The following is a 20,145-nucleotide window of genomic DNA, read 5'->3' on the forward strand; positions in this document are numbered from 1 at the left end:
GGCACACCGGGTAAAAAGATGCGCATCCGCTAAAATTCGAACGATCCGCCGCAATTTTCCATAATCTCTGTCTGGCAAAGGTTTCGCATGATCGCGGAATCCGGCACGCAACAGGCAGATATTGGCGACGACGTCGATGCGGCACCCATGCCGGCACGGCGATTTATCGCCGCGCCGCCGCTGGTGCCCGAGCAGCAAGTGGTAAGGCCCGAAGGTCTGCCGCTGCTAACCTACGTTGCCATGATGATACTCGCCGGCCTCGCGCATCTGACCGGGGCGCCGATCTTCATCAGCCTGGCTTTGCTGGCCACCGGCCTCGCCGGCCTTGGCTTGCATCTGCATGCCAGACGCAGCGTCCATCGTACCGTGGTGCTGCTTGACGAGACCAGCGCCCGCAGCCGCGCCGAGATCGAGACGCTGGCCGACCGCATGTGGGAGATGCAGGAGAGCGAGGAGCGTTTTCGCGGTCTCATCGACGCGCTTGGCGATCTCGTCATCCATCGTGACCGCGACGGCTACATCGTCTTTGCCAACAAGGTGTTCGCCGATCTGGTCGAAACCGATCAGCGCGATCTTGCCGGCAAGACACTGGCCGAACTCGGCGTCGAGGTCGGCATCGTCCCCGATGCCGCCTTTTCCGACCACGAGTGCCTGAGTTCCACTGACGTCGCCATCCGGGCGCCGGGCGGCCCGCGCTGGTTCTCGTGGATCGAACTGTCGGTGCGCGACAAGGACAGCGGCGCGGTCTCGCATCGCGCCATCGCCCGCGACATCACCGCCCGCAAGCGCGCCGAATCCTCGCTGATCACCGCGCGTGAGCGGGCCGAATACGCCAGCCAGGCCAAATCGCGCTTTCTCGCCACCGTCAGCCATGAAATCCGCACGCCGATGAACGGCATCATGGGCATGGCGAGGCTCTTGGCCGATACCAGCCTGTCGCCGGAGCAGCAAACCTATGTCGGCGCCGTCTCGACCTCGGCCAGCGCCCTGCTCGCCCTGATCGAGGATTTGCTCGACTACTCCAAGATCGAGGCCGGTCGCTTCGATCCGGAACCGCAACCGATGTCGGTGCGCGAGATCGCCGACAACATCATCGAATTGCTGGCCGCGCGCGCCTTCGCCAAGGACATCGGCCTCGGCTGCCACGTCGAACCCGATGTACCGCAATTGATCACCGCCGATCCGGGCCGGGTCAGGCAGGTGCTGCTCAACCTCATCGGCAACGCCATCAAGTTCACCGACGGCGGCGGCGTGCTGGTCAGCGTCGCGCGTGCCCGTACCGAGGCCAGCGACCGCATCTGCTTCACGATCACCGACACCGGTCCCGGCCTGCGCGACGAGGACATGGAGCGCATCTTCGAGGAGTTCGAGCAGGCCGACGGCACCTCGACGCGCACGCATGGCGGGGCGGGGCTGGGACTTGCCATCTCCAAGCGCCTGGTGGCCGCCATGGGCGGCACGATCTCGGTCTCCAGCCGGCTTGGCCAAGGGTCGGAATTCGTCTTCGAAATCCCAGCCACGGAGGCCACGGAGGCGCCGCAGGGCCAGCTGAACGCGCTTGCCGGCAGGCGCGCGGTGATCCTGTCTAGGAACGCCGTCGAGGCCGACGCCATCGCCCGCACCATCCGCGCCAATGGCGGCACCGCCGGTATTGCCACCAGCGTGGCGCAGGCTGCGCCCTTTGCCGGCGGCTGCGACGTGCTGCTGGTCGATGCCGCCATGGAAGAAAGTGACGGAAGGCTGCTCAAAAGGTTACGCCAAAGCGGCTTTTCCGATTGCGAAGCCATTACTCTGATCGCGCCGACCGACCGCGGCATGCTTGGCGAGTTCCGCGCCAGCGGCTATGCGACCTTCCTTGCCCGGCCGGTGCGCGGGGGAACGCTTCTGCGTGTGCTTTTGACCAGCCATGCGCCGGCCCTTGCCCAGCCGCAGCCGGAAAAGCGTCGCACCCCAACGCTTCGCGCCTCAGGTGAGCGCCAGCAGGGCCTGTCCGTTCTGATCGCAGAAGACAACGACATCAATGCCATGCTGGCGCGAGCCACGCTGTTGAAGGCAGGGCACCGCGTCAAGGTGGTCGGCAATGGCAAGGCTGCCGTCGAGGCCGTCACCAGCGCCGGGCACAAGCACCGTTTCGACGTGGTGCTGATGGATCTGCATATGCCGGTGATGGATGGGCTGGACGCCATTGCGGCGATCCGCCGCCATGAGGAGGAAACGTCGGCGCCACCCGTGCCGATCATGGTGCTGTCGGCCGACAGCCAGGAAAAGACCCGCCATGCGGTGCTCGCCCACGGCGCCAGCGGCTTCGTCACCAAGCCGCTCGACCCCGAGGCGCTGGTCAACGCCGTCGAGGGCCAGTTCGCCGCTTGAGCCGCCTTTTTCCGGCGTGCGGCCGATGGATGTCGGCCAAAAAATTTCCTCGATTTTGGGCGGATGACATGCATGAAAAAGAAGGATCTGAAGCGCGTCGCCCTACCCGATCGAGATGCGCCGCGTTTCATGTTTCCTCACCGAACGTAGCCGGTTGAGCGTTTTCGCCAGCCGACGAAGTATTGCCCGCGACGCCGTATCACGGTACTGTCACAATCCTGTTGCACCTACACCGTATCCCCGTGCCAAGAGGGATGGCTCGAAGGAGAATCACTCGTGCATACAGTTATGCCGGAATGTGACACTCGGTCCAACGCCAGCAGCGCCTTGCTTGCCGGACGTAACGTCGATTCCGTCATAAAGGGCGCAGCACTCGGCCGTATCGGCAATCTCGAAGTGCGGCTCGCCCGCAACGAGGCCGAGATCGCGGCCGCTCAGGAAGTGCGCTACCGGGTGTTCTACGACGAACTTGGCGCCAGGAAGGACCTGTTTCAGGCGCATGATCGCCGTGACGCCGACCGGTTCGATCCGCTCTGCGACCATCTGCTGGTCCTGGATACCACGCTTTCCGGCCCCGAACATCGCCGCATCGTCGGCACCTACCGCCTGCTGCGGCAAGAAATCGCGGCCACCGCCGGCGGCTTCTATTCCGAAGGCGAATTCGAGCTGACCAAGCTCATCGCCCGTCACCCCGGCCAGCGTTTTCTCGAACTCGGCCGTTCCTGCGTTTTGCCGCAATACCGCTCGAAGCGCACCATCGAGGCGCTGTGGCAAGGCATCTGGGCCTATATCAATCATTACGAAATCGGCGTCATGACCGGCTGCGCCTCCTTCCATGGCACGGTGCCGGCCGCGCATGCCGAGGCTCTCACCTATCTCGCCCATCACTGCCGCACCAATTCGGCTTGGGACGTGCGCGCGGTGTCCGATCGATATTGCTCCATGGACCTGATGCCGATCGAGGCGGTCAACGCCAAGGCAGCGATCGCGGCGATGCCGCCTCTGGTCAAGGGCTATCTGAGGGTTGGCGCCCGCATCGGCGACGGCTGCGTCATCGACCGCGAATTCTCGACCGTCGACGTCTTCGTGGTGATGCCGGTCAAGGAGATCGGTGCGCGCTACGTCAACTACTATGGCGGGGAAGCGCAGCGCTTCGCGGCATAGCGAATAGCGAATAGCGAATAGCGAATAGCGAATAGCAAGGGCTACGCCGCGATTCCGCGGCTTGTCATCCCTATTCGCTACTCGCTTCCTTTCACGGAATATCCTCAGGCCGCCGGCCGGGCCGGCTCTTGTAGGACGGAAACGACCAGCCGAAACGCAGCGCACCGCCGCGTACGGCAAGCGCCACGACGAAACCGGCCAACCCCGAGACAATCTGCGGCAATTGGGCGACGTCGCCCAATGTGAAGATCGCGGCGCCCGCCAGGGCGGCCGTGACGTAGATTTCCGGCCTGAGCAACACCGATGGCTCGCCGGCCAGCAAATCGCGCAATATGCCGCCAAAGGTCGCGGTCAGCATGCCGGTGATGATCGAAACGACCGGCGAGCCGGTGATAGCCAGGCCCTTTGCCGCGCCCATCACCGAAAAGGCGGCCAGCCCGATGGCGTCCAGCCACAGCAGCAGCTTGTAGCGGGATTCGACGCGATGCGCGGTGAAGAAGACCAGCACCGCCACCACCGCGCAGATCAGCACATAGTCGCGGTTTATCACCCAGAACACCGGCACATTGAGGATGAGGTCACGAAAAGTGCCGCCGCCAATGCCGGTGACGCTGGCCAGGAACAGGAACCCGATGATGTCGAGCTGTTTGCGCGAAGCAGCCAAGGCGCCGGTCGCCGCAAAAACGGCGACACCGGCATAGTCGAGAAGTGCGATGGGGTTCAAGGGCATGAGGCAATAGGCAGTAGGGATTAGGAACTGCGTATGAATAGCACGAAGCCGCGCGTTTGATACGACTGCGTCGGTTTCCTACTGCCTAATCCCTAACTACGCATCCTTCTCCGCCTGCTCATTCACCGGCCCCGGTTCGACCGGCGCCTCGGCTGCGAACTTAGGGCCACCCTTGGCGACGCCGACCATGGCCGGACGCAGCACGCGCTCGCCGATCGAATAGCCCGGCTGCACGACCTGGACCACCGTGTTGGCCGGAACATCGGGATTGGGCACTTCGAACATTGCCTGGTGGAAATTGGGGTCGAACTTCTCGCCCTCGGGTGCGAGCTTCTTGACCCCATGCCGTTCCAGCGCAGACAGCATGGCGCGCTCGGTCAGGTCGACGCCTTCGATCAGCGACTTGAAGCCGGCATCGTCCGACGCCTTGGCCTCGGCCGGAATGGCGTCCAGCGCGCGGCGCAGATTGTCCGACACCGACAGCATGTCGCGGGCGAAATTCGCAACCGCGTAAGTGCGGGCGTCATGCACGTCGCGCGCGGTGCGGCGGCGCAGGTTTTCCATCTCGGCCGCGACGCGCAGCGCGCGGTCCTTGAGCTCTTCATTTTCCTTCAGCAGCCGCACAAGCGCTTCATAGTCGCCGTCGATGCTGCCTTCCGTGCGCTCGGCATTGGCATCGGCCGCTTCGGCTTCACTGGGCGCGCGTTCGTCTTTTGCCTGGTCGCTCATCGCCATTTCCCGTCATCTCGAATGGTGTGGATTTTGTGCCCGATATCGAGGTTTGGCGACCAAAAATCAAGGGGCAAGCGACCTCGAGGCCTGGACGGCACCCGATGGCGGTCCTTCGATATTAATTCAAATTTTACCGTAACCGCCGGCTTTGCTTGCCACAGGGGTGTGATGGGGGAACCATTCCCTTGCTGGAGGAGTTTCGGAACCGACAAAGGATTTTGAAACGATGACCAACAACAAGGCCGAAAAGAGAGAAGGGCTAGCCGCCGAAGTCAGGCGCCAGTTCGGCGCCGAGGCGATGACGCGCTTTCTGCGCAGCTTGCCGGCCTTCCGGCCCGAAGCCGACATCCCCAACCGCTTCACAGAGTTGCTGGACCGGCTGGATCGGCTGGAGAGCAGCACCGGCGGTGGCCGCCAATAGGTGCCATTCGCCTAGCCATTCCGGTATTTCAGACCTCTGGACGGCTGGGCCTGGAAACGGCCTATCGCGCGTCAATTACGCGCAGTAATTTCACGTGATCCTCGCCTTGCGGAGGCCACACGCCCCGCCTATGCTTCCTGATGAACATGATTTCCCCCGATGCGGCCGCCAACAGCAAGCGCGCCTGGTTGAAGATTCTGGCGCGCTACAAGAAGCCGGACCGGCGGCGCAGCGCCATCGAACTGGCCATCACCCTCATTCCGTTCGCCACGCTCTGGGCGCTGTCCTCGGCAGCCTATGCCTATGGCCATTGGTGGGGCCTGATCCTGATCCTTCCAGCGGCCGGGTTCCTGGTGCGCATCTTCATGATCCAGCACGATTGCGGCCATGGCTCCTTCTTCGCCAACCGCTACGCCGACGACTGGATCGGCCGTGCGCTCGGTGTCCTGACGCTGACACCATACGATTGCTGGCGGCGCGCCCACGCCGTGCATCATGCCAGCGCCGGCAATCTCGACGAACGCGGCATGGGCGACATCAGGACGCTCACTGTTGCCGAATACCGGCAGCTGTCATGGCGTGGTCGCCTTGGTTATCGCCTCTATCGCCATCCCCTTGTGATGTTCGGGTTGGGACCGATCTGGCTGTTCATCTTCTCGCAAAGGCTGCCGATCGGCATGATGCGCGGCGGACTGACGCCCTGGGTGTCATCGATGACCACCAATCTCGCCATCGCGCTTGCAGCAGCCCTGCTTATCTGGGCCGTCGGCCCCGGTGCCTTCCTGGTTGTCCACCTGCCGATCGTCATCTTGGCCGGCTCGGCCGGCGTCTGGCTGTTCTACGTCCAGCACCAGTTCGAGGAGACGGAATGGGAAAAGGACGAAGACTGGGAATTCCAGCATGCCGCCTTGCATGGCTCGTCCTACTACGACCTGCCGCCGGTGCTGAACTGGTTCACCGGCAACATCGGCGTCCACCACGTCCACCACCTCTCCGCCAAGGTGCCGGGCTACCGGCTGCAGGAAGTGCTGCGCGATTATCCGGAACTGCGCGGCATCGGCCGCGTCACGCTGCTCGACAGCTTGCGTTGCGTCAAACTGGCGCTGTGGGATGAAAGCCGCCGCAAGCTGGTCTCGTTCCGCGAGGCACGGGCGGCGTTGTAGAAAAAACTGCCGCGCCAAGAGCGCGGCAGCCCTGAACATACCGGCTCAGGCCGCCTGGCGCTCATCGCGCATCAGGATCTCGCCATGGCGGATCTCCGTGCCGAGCACTTTCAGGCATTCGCGGATGAAGTTGGACAGGCCCGGCCAGCCCTTGGCTGAAACGAGATTGCCGTCGACATGGGCGCCGGTCGGCGCGACATCGATATAAATGCCGCCGGCCAGCGTCACTTCAGGCTCGCAATAGTGGAGTGCGGCCACTTCCCTGCCCCGCACCACGCCATCGACCGCGATCAGGATCTGCACGCCATGGCAGATGGTGAAGATCGGCTTGCCGGCCTCGTGGAAATGCCGCACCAGCGCCTGCACCCGCTTGTCGATGCGGATGTATTCGGGGCCGCGCCCACCTGCTGCGTAGACCGCATCGTATTGCGCCGGATCGACCTCGGAAAACGTCTTGTTGAGGATGTAGTCGTGGCCGAGCTTTTCGGTATAGGTCTGATGGCCTTCGAAATCGTGCAGTGACGTCTTCAGGATATCGCCCGCCTTCTTGTCCGGGCAGACGACATGCACGGTGTGGCCGACCGCATGCATGGCCTGCTCAAAGACGAAAATCTCATACTCCTCGCTGAACTCGCCAACGAGCATCAATATCTTCTTGCCAGCCATTCCCGGTTCCTCCCTTGTGTCATTTATTTCGGGCTGCGAAATAATACACCCATCCTAAGGGCAGGTCAGCGAAAGGGAAAGTGCAAATCGTCAAATTGGTACGACCAGTTTTCTTCATTCTCGACAGAACACGCGCAATGTCGTTTAGGGGTGAACGAAAACAGCATTGCTGGTTCGACCAGAATGACAATCAGGCGGCCACCTTGATCATGTCCGCCGCCTTTTCGGCAATCATGATGGTCGGCGCATTGGTGTTGCCGCCGATCAGCGTCGGCATCACCGAGGCATCGACGACCCGCAAGGCTTCAAGCCCATGGACCCGCAATTGCGGATCGACCACCGCCATCTCGTCGACGCCCATGCGGCAAGAGCCGACCGGGTGATAGACGGTGTCGGCGCGGGCGCGGATATGTCCCATCAAGTCGGCATCGCCTGGCGCCCCGGCGATGTGCATTTCCTTGTACCGATAGCGCGCCAGCGCCGGAGAGCCCAGCACCTGCCGGGTGAGCTTCACGCCCTTCAGCAACAGCTCGGCATCGCGTTCGTCATCGAGGAAGCGCGGATCGATACGCGGCGCGGCGAACGGATCGGCGCTGACCAGGCCGACCTCGCCACGTGAGTGCGGCCGCAAGATGCAGACATGGCAGGAGAAACCAAAGCCATAGTGCAGCGTGCGAGCATGGTTCTCGACCAGGCCGATGATGAACTGCAATTGCAGGTCGGGACGATCGAGCACCGGGTCGGATTTCACGAACGCGCCGCTTTCGGCCGCCGGCGAGGCGATAAGTCCGGTGCCATCCCGCCGCCACTGCAGGATATGCCCTAGGAAACCGACCGCGCCGCGCGGGCTTATGCCAAGCATATCGGTATCCCTGGATTTCCAGCCGACGATGAAATCGAGATGGTCCTGCAAATTCTTGCCGACACCCGGCAATTCGTGGGTGACGGGAATGCCGTGCATGGCAAGTTCGGCGGCCGGGCCGATACCGGACAACAGCAGGAGTTGCGGCGAACCGAAGGCGCCGCCACAGAGGATCACCTCGCGCGACGCCCGCGCCACCGCCTCTCCCTGGCGAGTGCGGTAGCGGATGCCGGTTGCGCGCTTGCCGTCAAGGACGATGCCTGTGGCGTGCGCCCGTGTGATCACGGTCAGATTGGTCCGCTGCATGACCGGATGGATATAGGCGGCGGCCGCCGAACAGCGCTCGCCATTGCGCGCGCCGCCGGCAAATTGCGTGACCTGGAAATAGCCGGCGCCCTCTTGCTCAGGCCCGTTGAAATCGTCCGTCATGCGGATCTGGTTTTCCGCGCAGGCCTCGATGAAGGCTTTTGCGATCGGTCGCGGCGAACGCTGGTTCGAGACTTTCAGCGGACCGTCGCCGCCATGCAGGGCGTCCGTGCCGCGCTCGTTGCTTTCGGCGCGTCGGAAATAGGGCAGCACCTCGTCCCATGACCAGCCGTCACAGCCGAGATCGGCCCATTCGTCATAGTCGCTGCGATGGCCCCTGACATAGAGCATGGCATTGATGGCGCTGGAGCCGCCCAGAGTCTTGCCGCGCGGCTGATAGCCCTTGCGGCCGCCAAGCCCGTCCTGCGGCACGGTCTCGAAAGCCCAGTTGTTGATCTTCGGCCGACCCGAAAGCATGCCGATAATGCCGGCCGGGGCGCGGATCAGCATGTCCCTGCCCTCGCCGCCGGCCTCGATCAGGCAGACGATGACGGATGGGTCTTCGGAAAGCCGAGCGGCAAGCGCACAGCCAGCGGACCCGCCGCCGGCGATGACATAGTCGAAAGCCATGGTTTCCTCCTCGCACCCGGCGGATGTTTCCGTCCGGGCAGCCAAGAGAAGGCCTGATCAGAGCTGATGTAAAGACGCGCGCAATTACCGCAGCGTCAGCTGTTGCGAACGCGCCGCCAAGAGTATTTCGGGCCGTTGGGCTCCGGCACGGCGGTCGGCTGGTAGTAGAGCCCCAACCCGCCGGTGCGGCCCTCTTCCAGACGCTTCAACAGCACGGGGTTTGAAATCTCGAACTCGTCGAAGCCCAGCCGCAGCATATGCGGCAACGGGTCGACCAGCACCTGGCCAGTGGCACGAACGGCGCCTTCGAAATGATAGCGGCTGCGCAGCAGTTCAGCCTTGGAGAACGAACGCCCGTCGCTGAAGGCCGGAAACACCAGCGCCACCAGCGACAGCTGGTCGAGCAGTTCGGCGATCTTCTCAAGCTGATCACCAGGCTGCAAAACGACTCCGAGCCGCTCCTTGGCCGAGCGGCGTACCTCCGGATCAAGGTCGAGGAACGCCTGCAGCGGCAGGATGAAGCGGCCATTGCCCGACAGCGCGTCAGCGCTTTCGGCATGAGCCCACTCATCCTCACGAAAACCCTCCGGGGTCCAGAGCCGGGTCTCCGGTGTCGTCGATTCAGTCATCAGAATTCCTAAAGCCCCAAAATCCAAGTCCGCTGAAAGTCCCTCCCGCACAAAACCGGCGGCCTCCGCGTGGAGGTCGCCGTTCGCAGGCCGGCTGAATATCAGCATACCCTATAGTGATGCGTCGGTCAGCGACACTTCCAGTCCCGACAGGTGAATGCCGCACTCGGTCTTGGCATGACCGGCCCAGCGGCCGCTGCGCGCGTCCTCGCCCGGCTGTACCGGTTGCGTGCACGGGAAGCAGCCGATCGACAGATAGCCATAGGCGACGAGCGGATTTTCGCGCAGCGCATGCGCGCGCATGTAGTCGGCCTGATCCGATGTCGTCCAGTGCGCCAGCGGGTTGATGCGAATGCGCGCGCCGACCGCCTCGAAAACCGGCAGTGCAGCCCGCGTCGAGGCCTGGAAGCGCTTGCGCCCGGTGAGCCAGGCACGGAACGGCGCCACGCCACGCGCCAGCGGCTCGACCTTGCGCACGCCGCAGCAGGCGTCGGTGTTGCTTTGGTGCAGACTGCCCGTCGGGTCGATCCGTTCGAGCGCGGCTTCGTCGGGTTTGATCACTTGGATGTTGGTCAGCCCGAAATCGGCGACCAGCGCGTCGCGGTAGCCGAGCGTCTCTTCGAAATGCTTGCCGGTGTCGAGGAAGATGACCGGCAGCGACCGGTCGATCTCGGAAATCATGTGCAGCAGCACCGCCGAATCCGCGCCGAAGGACGACACGGCAGCGATTTCGTCATGAAACAGTTCGCGGGCCGCGCGTTCGATGATCTCGAGCGGCTTCAGATGACCGTAAAGCGCGTCAAGACCCGCCGCCTTGGCGGCGACGCCGTCATCGACTTCGGCGATGCGGTCAAGCGGCCTTGGTTTCGCCAGCATAGAGCGCCTCCTTGAACGGCGCGGGACCGACACGGCGGTAGGCGTCGATGAATCTTTCACTGGGGTTGAGCCGAAGCCCGAGATAAGTTTCGACGATCCGCTCGATGGCGTCGGTGATCTCTTCTGACGAGAAGCCGCGGCCGATGATCTCGCCGACCGACGTGTTCTCGTCGGCCGAGCCGCCCAGCGTCACCTGATAGAGCTCGGAGCCTTTCTTCTCAACGCCGAGGATGCCAATGTGACCGACATGGTGGTGGCCGCAGGCATTGATGCAGCCTGAAATCTTCAGCTTCAGTTCGCCGATCTCGCGCTGCCGCTCCAGCGAGGCGAAGCGTTGCGAGATTTCCTGCGCGATCGGGATCGAGCGTGCCGTCGCCAGCGCGCAATAGTCGAGCCCCGGGCACGCGATGATATCCGATATCAAATTGGAATTGGCCGTCGCCAGCCCGATGTCGACCAGCGCATCATAGACCGCCTTGAGGTCGGCGCGCGCCACATGCGGCAGGATCAGGTTCTGCTCATGGCTGACGCGCAGCTCGTCGAAGGCGTATTTTTCGGCAATGTCGGCGACCGCTTCCATCTGGCTGTCGGAAGCATCGCCCGGCACCTCGCCGATGCCCTTGAGCGAGATCGTCACCGCCGCATAATCGGGATGGCGATGCGTCACCACATTCTGGTCGAGCCACTCGGAAAAACCCTTGGAATCAAGGCGCGCCAGCTTGATCGCCTGGTCGCCTTCCGGCCGCTCAGTCAGCGCCGGCGGCGCGAAATAGGTCTCGATGGCGCGGATGTCGGCATCCGGCAGCTTCAGTTCGGCGTCTTTCAGCTCCTGCCACTCGGCCTCGACCTGGCGGGTGATTTCCTCGACGCCGGTCTCGTGAACCAGGATCTTGATGCGCGCCTTGTACTTGTTGTCGCGGCGGCCATAGAGGTTGTAAACGCGCAGGATCGCCGTGCAGTAGGACAGAAGGTCGGCTTCCGGCAGGAAGTCGCGGATCTTTTTCGCCACCATCGGCGTGCGGCCCTGGCCGCCACCGATATAGACGGCAAAGCCAAGCTGGCCGGCTGCGTTCTTCTTCAGATGCAGGCCGATGTCATGCGTCTGGATGGCGGCGCGGTCGCGCTCGGCCCCGGTCACCGCGATCTTAAATTTGCGGGGCAGAAACGAGAATTCCGGATGCACCGAAGACCATTGCCGCAGGATCTCCGCATAGGGGCGCGGATCGGCGGCCTCATCGGCGGCAGCCCCGGCAAAGTGGTCAGCCGTGACATTGCGGATGCAATTGCCGCTGGTCTGGATGGCGTGCATCTCGACGCTGGCGAGATCAGCCAGGATCGCCGGAATGTCCGACAGCGCCGGCCAGTTGAACTGGATGTTCTGGCGCGTCGTGAAATGCCCGTAACCCTTGTCATATTTGCGGGCGATGTGGCCAAGCATGCGCAGCTGCTTGCCGCTCAGCGTGCCGTAGGGCACCGCGATGCGCAGCATGTAGGCGTGCAGTTGCAGGTAGACGCCGTTCATCAGCCGCAGCGGCCGGAACTGGTCCTCGGTGATCTCGCCGGACAGCCGGCGTTCCACCTGGTCGCTGAACTCGGCGACGCGGGCCTGGACAAAATCGTGGTCGAACTCATCGTAACGGTACATGCTTCGTCTTTCAGGGCGCGTCCGCCCGTTTACTGGTGTCCTGGCTACGCCGCCCGCTCGGCCTGCTTGCCGAGATCGCTGCGGATGGTCGGGCCGGCGGCGCGGATTTTTTCGCGCAACCGCACCGGCTCGACCACACCGTTCACGACGTCCGCATCGATCAGATTGACGTCGACCACTTCATTGTCGGCATAGGCCTTGGCGCCGATCGCCTCCAGGCGATCCTCGGCTGCCTTGTCATGAGCAAGGTCGGCGTGGTCCACGGTCTCGGCCCAGCCGCCATCGGCATACCAGACGGCGATGCCGTCGGTCAGGCGGTTGGCGGTCAATATCTTCATTCTTCGACCTCTGCTGCGGCCGCTTTGGCGGCGCTTTCATGCCTGTGTGCCGCCAGCGGCTCGGACCGTTCAAAATTGGCGCCGGCAACGGCATCGCCGATGATGGTCATGACCGGTCCGGAAAGATCGGCGCGCTCTTCCAGCGACGGCAGGTCGGCCAGCGTGCCGTGGAAACGGCGCCGGTTGGCAAGGCTGGCATTCTCGACCACGGCGACCGCCGTGTCCGGCGACAGGCCGGCCTCGATCAGCCGGCCGGCGACCTCGGCCGCGACCGAACGGCCCATATAGACGGCGACAGTGGCGCCGGAAATCGCAAGCCTGGCCCAGTCCGGCAATGAATTGCCCTTGAGGTCATGGCCGGTGGTGAAGACCATCGACGACGACACACCACGCAAGGTCAGCGGCAGTTCGAAATCGGCAGCGGCGGCAAAAGCCGCGGTGACGCCTGGAACCACCTCATAGGCAATCCCGGCATCGCGCAGCGCCGCCATCTCCTCGCCGGCCCGGCCGAACACCAGCGGATCGCCCGACTTCAGCCGCACCACGCGCTTGCCCTGTCGGCCGAGTTCAACCAGCAGCGCGTTGATCTCCGCCTGGCTCTTGGTATGGCAGCCCTTGCGTTTGCCGACCGGTAGACGCTCGGCATCGCGGCGGCCCATGGCAACGACCGCCTCAGGAACCAGCGCGTCATGGACGATGACATCGGCTTCCATCAGCAGGCGATGCGCCCGCAGCGTCAGAAGATCCTCGGCTCCCGGACCCGCGCCGACCAGCGCGATGTGGCCCACAGCCGGCGCGTTCGACAGCAGAAGATCCACAGCTGCGTCATGCGCCTGCGACAGCTGGCCGGCTTCCACCGCATGAGCCGGTGCACCCTGGAAAAAACTGCTCCAGAACCGGCGGCGGGCATTGCCTTTCGGCAGCAATTTCTCGGCCGCACCGCGCAACGAAGCGGCAAGCGTTGCCAGCGACCCGAGCGACGGCGACAGCATCTGGTCGATCCGGCTGCGCAACATCTGGGCAAGCACCGGGCCGGCGCCTTCGGTTCCAATGGCGATGGCGACCGGCGCGCGATTGACCAGCGCCGGGGTGAAGAAATCGCAGAGCTCGGGCCGGTCGACAGCATTGACCGGAATGCTCAAGCGGCGCGCATCCGCTGCGACGCTGCGGTCGAGCGCCTCATCGCCGCTGGCAGCAAACACCATGATTGCGCCGTCGAGCTGTGAGGCATCATAAGCGGCTGCAATATGGCTGGCGCCAGACTGAGCAATGAAAGCCAACAGCTCCGGTTCGACATTTTCGGCGATGATGCGCAGGACCGCGTTCGACTGTCCGATCAGCCGCGCCTTGGCGAGCGCCTCATCGCCGCCACCAACGATGGCCACGACTTCGCCCTCGACCCGCATGAAGACGGGAAAGGCATTGAGCTTGGGGGTGACGTGCGACATGGCGGCGAGCGGAATCCTGAACAGGATTGCAGTTTTACGCCCGGACGCGAAAAACCAGAAGCAAAGCACTCGCGCATCCCGTGATGGCAGGCAATCGCTTTTTCGCAACCGTGAAAGGCAGGAGAAAAATATTCCACATCAAAGCGGGAAGCGGATTCAAGCCGCTGTCGCAGGCCTTGATTTCTCCTCCTTTTAACGCGGCAAGAGAAATGCCGCAAAACAGTTTTTTCTAAATTCTACCTTTTTAGTAGATTAAAGCTACCTCCCGCGAAGAGTGTCGTCTCGCTTGGAATGGCGAGTGGCCGGCACGATCTTTTTGGTTGGAACATTACCGCTTCAGGGCGCGTTCCCCATCCGTCGATAACCAGAAAATCAAGCATCAGGGCGCACGCAAGCGCCCAGGATGCGGAAAAGGAGCCCGCCATTATGAGCATCAATTTGAAGCACGGTATCTGGGTCATGGTGGCCGACGGCGAAAAGGCGCTTTTCCTGAAAAATGCCGGCGACAATCTGCACCCCAATCTCGAAGTCGTGCACCGGATGGAACAGGACAATCCGCCTACCCGCGAGCAAGGCACCGACAGCCCGGGCCGGCACAATGACGGGCCGTCTGTGCACCGCAGCGCGGTTGAGGACACCGACTGGCACCGCATCGGCAAGGAACGTTTCGCCGACGAGATTGCCGCGCGGCTCTACAAGCTTGCGCATAGCGGCGAGTTCAACGACATCGTGCTTGTCGCACCGCCATTGGTGCTCGGAACGATGCGCAAGAAACTGCACAAGGAGGTCCAGAACAAGGTCACGGCCGAGATCCCCAAGACGTTGACCAATCATGCTTTGTTCGAGATCGAGGCGTTGCTGAAGGCGGCTTGATATCAGGCTGATCGCCGCCGATCGAGACGCTGCGCCCTCGTGAAAGACTTGAAATAGGGCCGGCGTTTCACAACCGCCGGTCAGGTATTAGCGGCCTCACCATCGATTTTCGCACCCCTGCGGGTTGCGTCACCGTTACCCCTTCCACCATATTGCAAATGAGCGGCGGCTTCGGGCGGCGCACATCCAGCATCGCTACTTTGAAAGGCGCTCCATAGACAATGCCGCATGACACGCCCCTTATCGCCACCATCGTCGCCGGTCTGGGGCTGGCTTTCGTCTTCGGCGCTCTCGCCAATCGCTTCCGTATTCCGCCGCTGGTCGGGTATCTCGTAGCCGGTGTGCTGGTCGGGCCGAACACGCCCGGTTTCGTCGCCGATGCCGGCCTTGCCAACGAACTGGCCGAGATCGGCGTCATCCTGCTGATGTTCGGCGTCGGCCTGCATTTCTCGCTGAAGGACCTGCTGTCGGTCCGCGCCATCGCCGTGCCCGGTGCGATCGTCCAGATCGGCTTTGCCACCGCACTCGGTGCCGGGCTTGCCTGGATGCTCGGCTGGTCGATGGGTGCAGGGCTGGTCTTCGGCCTGGCGCTGTCGGTGGCTTCCACCGTCGTGCTGCTGCGGGCCTTGCAGGAACGCCGTATGATCGAGACCGAGCGCGGCCGCATCGCCGTCGGCTGGCTGATCGTCGAGGACCTGGCCATGGTGCTGGCGCTGGTGCTGCTGCCGGCGCTTGCCGGCGTGCTCGGCGGCCAGGAACAGGCTGATGCCCATGCCAGCGGCCTGCTGTCGCTGCCTGCCAGCTACGGCATCTGGGGCGTCGTCGGTGTCACGTTGGCCAAGGTCGCTGCCTTCGTCATCGTCATGCTTGTGGTCGGCCGCAGGGTCATCCCGTGGATCCTGCACTATGTCGCCCATACCGGCTCGCGTGAACTGTTCAGGCTGGCGGTGCTGGCAATCGCGCTCGGCGTCGCCTTCGGCGCGGCAAAGCTGTTCGGCGTATCGCTGGCGCTAGGCGCCTTCTTCGCCGGCATGATCATGAGTGAGTCCGAACTCAGCCATCGCGCCGCGGAAGAGTCGCTGCCGCTGCGCGACGCCTTCTCGGTGCTGTTCTTTGTCTCGGTCGGCATGCTGTTCGATCCGTTCAGCCTGCTCAGCAACGGCCTGCCGATCCTGGCGACGCTCGCCATCATCATTATCGGCAAGTCGTTGGCGGCCTTCGTCATCGTCATCGCCTTCGGCTATCCCCTGGCCACGGCCTTGGTGATCTCCGCAAGCCTTGCCCAGATCGGCGAATTCTCCTTCATCCTGGCCGAGCTCGGCGTCGGGTTGAAACTGTTGCCTGAACAGGGCCGCGACCTGATCCTGGCCGGCGCCATCCTGTCGATCGTGCTCAACCCGCTGATGTTCCTGGTCATCGACTGGATGAAGCCGTGGCTCGAGGCCCGTGCCGCCCGCAAGGCGCCTGCAATGGAGGCAAAGCCGATCGGACCGGCGACGGAACCGGGACAGGTTGTGTCGGTGGCGGCGGCAGCCAAGGGGGGAGATGGTCCGCCGCCCAGGACTGAACTTACCAACCATGCGATCCTGATCGGCTATGGCCGCGTCGGTAACCTCGTCGGCGCGGCGCTTAAAAAGGCCGCTCTGCCCTTCCTTGTCATCGAGGACGCCGACAAGACGCTGGCGAAGCTGAAAGCGGACGGCATCGAGACCGTCTCCGGCAATGCGGCCAACGCCGAAGTGTTTGCCGCTGCAAATCCCGAAGGCGCCAGGCGTTTGATCCTCGCCATCCCCAATGCCTTCGAGGCCGGCCAGATCGTGCTCAGGGCGCGTGCCGCCAACCCCGGCATCAACGTCATCGCCCGCGCGCACTCCGATGCAGAAGTCGAGCACCTCAAGGGGCTCGGCGCCGATACGGTCATCATGGGCGAACGCGAGATCGCGCGCGGGATCGTCGAGGAGGTGCTGGGAAGCGAGGTGGAGCAGACATCGGGATACTGAGCGGATTGTGGCTACCGGCCTATCCGAACGGCATCCTCTCGATCTGCGCTCAAGCTGCGTTCATGAGGGATTCTAGAATGCCCCTATGCTTCTAAGCAAATCAAACATTTTTGCTACGTTCTTCAATTTAGAGAGATTTTTGCTAGTTATCGGATCTGGATCGAAGTGCATAACATCGTTTCGTATATTATTGATTTCCACCAATTCCGAACAGAATGTGGCCCTATCGAGTTTCAAACCAATCTTCTCCCAGCTCGGAGGATTTTCGAGGATTTTAACGTAGTTGCCAAACGTAAGGTCGGATATCTTTGAAAACCCTGCTGGGAGATGTTCCGGGTTACAGGCGTTCTTGACATCTGATATACTGAGTTTTGCCGAAACCAAAATTCTGATGCTGTTTTCGATTTCCGCTAAAAGGAGGAAAGGAGTGCTTATCTCTTCGAATTGAAGGGCGATGTCGGTCGCGGTAACGATGCCCGACACTTTTCTGTCAGAAGATCTAATGAGAACATAATTGTGTTCAACAATAGTCTTGATAGCTACAAATAACGATGCAGTTGCCGGGATCTCGTGATGTTCGTCCATGTATGACTGAACGTCGGATCCTCCGACATTAGCTGCTGATCTTGCACCGATCGACTCCCAGCTTATAACCCCTTTTATCTCTCGTTCAGTCGTCATGACAGGAAGTTGAGAAAAATTTCGTGAAAGCATCAGAGTAGTTGCTTCCAACAATGTTGCGTTCGGTTTTACGCTGACTGGCGGATTGTTGGCAGAAGCGATTCTACCAATCCGATAAGACGGATCGCCTGCCGATGGCTCATCACCTTCGGCCCCAATACCTTGACTGGCATCGGATTCAACATCTTTAATTTCGACTCCGTTTTTTTCAATCGGATGCTCAGCAACAAGTTCAAAGGCTATAGGCGTGTCAACCCATATATTTAGATAGTTAGGAACTGTGCGCACGCCAGCCTTCTTCAATTGCTTGTCTATGAAATCTACGTTTGCAGATGTACGCCTCTGAGCCCCGAACCAACTCAAAAAATCCCTTATCGTAGCCGGAGTTGCTGTTTTGCCGTCTTTTAAGTCTTTAACAATATTGTTAAGCTCTTTTATGTCGGTCGCCAAGATTTCTTCCCCCTAGAACTAGCGTTCCTATTTCTGCCAACTCCCTTAGATTTGCAAGTTGTAATAGCGGCGGGCGTGCCTGCTTGGTTGTCAACCAAAGTTCAGCCACCAGCCCGATCACACGTGCTGGCCGTCGTTGATCCGGATCTCTGACCCTGTCGGATAGGACGCTTGGCCCGAGCACAGAGCGAAGATGGGTCGGCGACCCCGTAACGCCGAGCCGCCGGAGTCGCCGGAGTCGCCCCGACCACGCTCGCAACCGTGTTGATCAGCCCACGAATGCGGAACCGCCGGCCTGGGATAGTTCATTGAGGTATTTTGCCGGCGGCTTGCCCAACGCCTTCTTGAACATGGTGATGAAGGCCGTGACGGACTCGTAGCCGAGATCGCCCGAAACCTGCTGCACGCTGGCGCCCGAGGCCAGCTCCCGCAACGCGACGATCAGATGCAATTGCTGGCGCCAGCGCCCAAAAGTGAGCCCCGTCTCCTTCACCACGAGGCGCGCGAGACTGCTCTCGCTGAGCGCGACGCGATTGGCCCACTCCGCCAGCGTGCTGCGGTCGGCGGGATCGTCCGCCAAGGCTTCGGCGATCCGCCGCAAGCGCGGCTCGGAAGATAGAGGCAGATGCAACTGCTGGACAGGCATATCCGGCAGTTCGGCAAGCAGGACGCTTCCCAGGAAAGTGCACCGTGCATCGTCCGGCGCGCAGTCCGACAGTTCGATGATGACCTCGCGCAGCAGCGGCGAGATCGACAGAGTGCAGCACCGATCGGGCAGTTCGGCAGCACCCGGCTCGATATAGACGAAGAAAATCCGCGCATTGGCGGTCGCGATGTTGCTGTGCTCCATGCGGCTTGGCACCCAGACGCCGCAATGCGGCGGCACCATCCACAGGCCACTGGGAACACGGCAGGTGACACCACCGCCAAGCGCGAAGACGAGTTGCCCCTTGCGATGCCAATGCTGCGACACCTCAGCCTTGGTCTCGGTAACGTCGACGCGCACGGCAATCGCCGGGGCAAGGACGTCATCGACGTCGAAATTGAGCCATGGGTAACGAAGAGGCTGTCTCATGATTGCCTGTTTTTAGCGATCAATTGCTTTTATATCTAGATTATTCGTCAGCACAAATCGATAGGCTCGGGTCGTTCTCGCCAATTGGCAAAGGTGCCCCATGCTCGCCCTCACCATCTCGTCCGACAACGCCGCCAGATTGAAATTCACCGAAGTGGATGAGCCACAACCTCGCGCGAACGAGGCTCTGGTCGCCGTCCACGCAGCCTCGCTGAACCGTGGCGAACTGCGCCTGCTCGCCATACGTCAGGACGGCTGGATCCCCGGCCAGGACATCGTTGGGTTCGTGGAGCGGGCGGCAGCCGATGGCTCCGGGCCAGGTGTCGGTACCCGGGTCGTCGCCTTGGTCGACGAGGCCGGCTGGGCCGAACGGGTCGCCGTTTCAACCGACCGCCTCGCCATTCTGCCGGATGAGGTCAGCTTCGCCTCCGCCGCCACGCTTCCCGTGGCAGGCACGACGGCGCTGAGGACTTTGCGCCATGGCGGCGACCTTGCCGGTCAGCAGGTGCTGATCACCGGCGCAAGCGGGGCGGTCGGCCGTTTCCAGATCCAGATCGCCCGCGAGCAAGGTGCCTCGGTAACCGCGATCGCCGCCGCACGGCATGCCGAGGATCTCCGCCAGTTGGGAGCCGAACAAGTTGTCGAGTCGATCGAGCAGGCCGAGGGGCCGTTTTCGCTGATCACCGAGTCGGTCGGCGGTGAAAGCCTCGCCCGCGCGATCGAACGCGTCGCACCAGGCGGGATCATCGTCATGTTCGGTTCAAGCAGCGGCGAACTCACACCCGTTGGCTTCCGCCAGTTCGTTCCGGGCCATGAGGGGGCGCGGCTCCAGACCTTCGCCTATTACACGTCCGGTTCAGGCATCGGCGCGGACATTGCTTCGCTGCTTGCTCTCGTTGCGCCCGGCCGGCTGGAGGCCCGCGTCGCCTTGACCGTTCCGTGGACTGATATCGTCCAGGCCCTGGACGCCCTGCGACAGCGCAGCTTCAGCGGCAAGGCTGTCCTCACCATAGCCAGATAAATCCAAAGTTTTCAGCCAACGGGCTCCCGTTCAGTCACGAGCTGGAGGTGGCTGACGATATCTAG

The 20,145-nt window shown here is 62.4% G+C and carries 19 protein-coding genes; 8 read left to right on the top strand and 11 right to left on the bottom strand.

Features of this window, described 5'->3' with window-relative positions; genetic code table 11:
* Nucleotides 1–87: 87 nt before the first annotated feature.
* Together A3A9_RS0119185 and A3A9_RS0119190 are read left to right on the top strand one after the other, a co-directional pair.
* Complete coding sequence (locus A3A9_RS0119185) at nucleotides 88–2,370, top strand: PAS domain-containing hybrid sensor histidine kinase/response regulator (protein ID WP_027060217.1); 2,283 nt, start codon at nucleotides 88–90, stop codon at nucleotides 2,368–2,370.
* Between the two features lie 288 nt (nucleotides 2,371–2,658).
* Nucleotides 2,659–3,534 (top strand): GNAT family N-acetyltransferase, encoded by an 876-nt coding sequence (locus tag A3A9_RS0119190; protein WP_033838676.1) that lies wholly within the window; start codon nucleotides 2,659–2,661, stop codon nucleotides 3,532–3,534.
* Between the two features lie 91 nt (nucleotides 3,535–3,625).
* Here A3A9_RS0119190 and A3A9_RS0119195 read toward each other — a convergent pair whose 3' ends face one another.
* Nucleotides 3,626–4,258: a trimeric intracellular cation channel family protein gene (locus A3A9_RS0119195; protein ID WP_027060219.1), complete on the bottom strand. Its 633-nt coding sequence runs from the start codon at nucleotides 4,256–4,258 to the stop codon at nucleotides 3,626–3,628.
* Between the two features lie 102 nt (nucleotides 4,259–4,360).
* A complete protein-coding gene (gene grpE / locus A3A9_RS0119200; RefSeq protein WP_027060220.1) occupies nucleotides 4,361–4,993 on the bottom strand; it encodes a nucleotide exchange factor GrpE in 633 nt (210 codons plus the stop codon).
* A gap of 229 nt (nucleotides 4,994–5,222) precedes the next feature.
* Here grpE and A3A9_RS0119205 point away from each other — a divergent pair, with 229 nt between their 5' ends.
* Together A3A9_RS0119205 and A3A9_RS0119210 are read left to right on the top strand one after the other, a co-directional pair.
* Complete coding sequence (locus A3A9_RS0119205; protein ID WP_027060221.1) at nucleotides 5,223–5,417, top strand: hypothetical protein; 195 nt, start codon at nucleotides 5,223–5,225, stop codon at nucleotides 5,415–5,417.
* Between the two features lie 140 nt (nucleotides 5,418–5,557).
* Nucleotides 5,558–6,580, top strand: coding sequence for a fatty acid desaturase (locus A3A9_RS0119210; protein ID WP_027060222.1), 1,023 nt, complete (start codon nucleotides 5,558–5,560; stop codon nucleotides 6,578–6,580).
* A gap of 45 nt (nucleotides 6,581–6,625) precedes the next feature.
* Here the strand turns inward: A3A9_RS0119210 and A3A9_RS0119215 are convergent, their stop codons facing one another.
* The 7 genes from A3A9_RS0119215 to cysG all read right to left on the bottom strand — a co-directional run bounded on the left by A3A9_RS0119215 (nucleotide 6,626) and on the right by cysG (nucleotide 13,980).
* The gene (locus A3A9_RS0119215) at nucleotides 6,626–7,246 is read right to left on the bottom strand and encodes a DJ-1/PfpI family protein (RefSeq protein WP_027031085.1); all 621 of its coding nucleotides are present in this window, start codon (nucleotides 7,244–7,246) and stop codon (nucleotides 6,626–6,628) included.
* Nucleotides 7,247–7,436: 190 nt separating this feature from the next.
* Nucleotides 7,437–9,044 (bottom strand): GMC family oxidoreductase, encoded by a 1,608-nt coding sequence (locus A3A9_RS0119220; protein ID WP_027060223.1) that lies wholly within the window; start codon nucleotides 9,042–9,044, stop codon nucleotides 7,437–7,439.
* A 95-nt stretch (nucleotides 9,045–9,139) separates the two neighbouring features.
* Nucleotides 9,140–9,673, bottom strand: coding sequence for a DUF934 domain-containing protein (locus A3A9_RS0119225; RefSeq protein WP_027060224.1), 534 nt, complete (start codon nucleotides 9,671–9,673; stop codon nucleotides 9,140–9,142).
* 111 nt (nucleotides 9,674–9,784) lie between these two features.
* Complete coding sequence (locus A3A9_RS0119230) at nucleotides 9,785–10,549, bottom strand: phosphoadenylyl-sulfate reductase (protein WP_027060225.1); 765 nt, start codon at nucleotides 10,547–10,549, stop codon at nucleotides 9,785–9,787.
* Nucleotides 10,524–12,194 carry a nitrite/sulfite reductase gene (locus A3A9_RS0119235; protein WP_027060226.1) on the bottom strand — a complete coding sequence of 557 codons (1,671 nt, stop codon included), beginning with the start codon at nucleotides 12,192–12,194 and terminating at the stop codon, nucleotides 10,524–10,526. The genes A3A9_RS0119230 and A3A9_RS0119235 overlap by 26 nt, the downstream gene beginning before the upstream one ends.
* 44 nt (nucleotides 12,195–12,238) lie before the next feature.
* Nucleotides 12,239–12,532, bottom strand: coding sequence for a DUF2849 domain-containing protein (locus tag A3A9_RS0119240; protein ID WP_027031089.1), 294 nt, complete (start codon nucleotides 12,530–12,532; stop codon nucleotides 12,239–12,241).
* Nucleotides 12,529–13,980 (bottom strand): siroheme synthase CysG, encoded by a 1,452-nt coding sequence (gene cysG, locus A3A9_RS0119245; protein WP_027060227.1) that lies wholly within the window; start codon nucleotides 13,978–13,980, stop codon nucleotides 12,529–12,531. The genes A3A9_RS0119240 and cysG overlap by 4 nt, the downstream gene beginning before the upstream one ends.
* 26 nt (nucleotides 13,981–14,006) lie before the next feature.
* Here cysG and A3A9_RS44090 point away from each other — a divergent pair, with 26 nt between their 5' ends.
* The 3 genes from A3A9_RS44090 (at nucleotide 14,007) to ybaL (ending at nucleotide 16,853) form a co-directional block, all read left to right on the top strand.
* Nucleotides 14,007–14,213, top strand: a complete 207-nt coding sequence (locus A3A9_RS44090; RefSeq protein WP_152536137.1) for a hypothetical protein — start codon at nucleotides 14,007–14,009, stop codon at nucleotides 14,211–14,213.
* A 193-nt stretch (nucleotides 14,214–14,406) separates the two neighbouring features.
* Nucleotides 14,407–14,853 (top strand): host attachment protein, encoded by a 447-nt coding sequence (locus A3A9_RS0119250; protein ID WP_430515890.1) that lies wholly within the window; start codon nucleotides 14,407–14,409, stop codon nucleotides 14,851–14,853.
* Between the two features lie 221 nt (nucleotides 14,854–15,074).
* The gene (ybaL, locus tag A3A9_RS0119255; RefSeq protein ID WP_027060229.1) at nucleotides 15,075–16,853 is read left to right on the top strand and encodes a YbaL family putative K(+) efflux transporter; all 1,779 of its coding nucleotides are present in this window, start codon (nucleotides 15,075–15,077) and stop codon (nucleotides 16,851–16,853) included.
* 72 nt (nucleotides 16,854–16,925) lie between these two features.
* Here the strand turns inward: ybaL and A3A9_RS42170 are convergent, their stop codons facing one another.
* Nucleotides 16,926–17,984 (bottom strand): CBS domain-containing protein, encoded by a 1,059-nt coding sequence (locus A3A9_RS42170; protein ID WP_027060230.1) that lies wholly within the window; start codon nucleotides 17,982–17,984, stop codon nucleotides 16,926–16,928.
* A 268-nt stretch (nucleotides 17,985–18,252) separates the two neighbouring features.
* Nucleotides 18,253–19,059 carry an AraC family transcriptional regulator gene (locus A3A9_RS0119265; RefSeq protein WP_027060231.1) on the bottom strand — a complete coding sequence of 269 codons (807 nt, stop codon included), beginning with the start codon at nucleotides 19,057–19,059 and terminating at the stop codon, nucleotides 18,253–18,255.
* A gap of 100 nt (nucleotides 19,060–19,159) precedes the next feature.
* Between A3A9_RS0119265 and A3A9_RS0119270 the strand changes: the two genes are divergently transcribed.
* Nucleotides 19,160–20,080 carry a zinc-binding dehydrogenase gene (locus tag A3A9_RS0119270; protein WP_027060232.1) on the top strand — a complete coding sequence of 307 codons (921 nt, stop codon included), beginning with the start codon at nucleotides 19,160–19,162 and terminating at the stop codon, nucleotides 20,078–20,080.
* Nucleotides 20,081–20,145 lie beyond the last annotated feature (65 nt).

The organism is Mesorhizobium loti CJ3sym, assembly GCF_000472785.1.
GTDB classification, from domain to species: domain Bacteria; phylum Pseudomonadota; class Alphaproteobacteria; order Rhizobiales; family Rhizobiaceae; genus Mesorhizobium; species Mesorhizobium loti_E.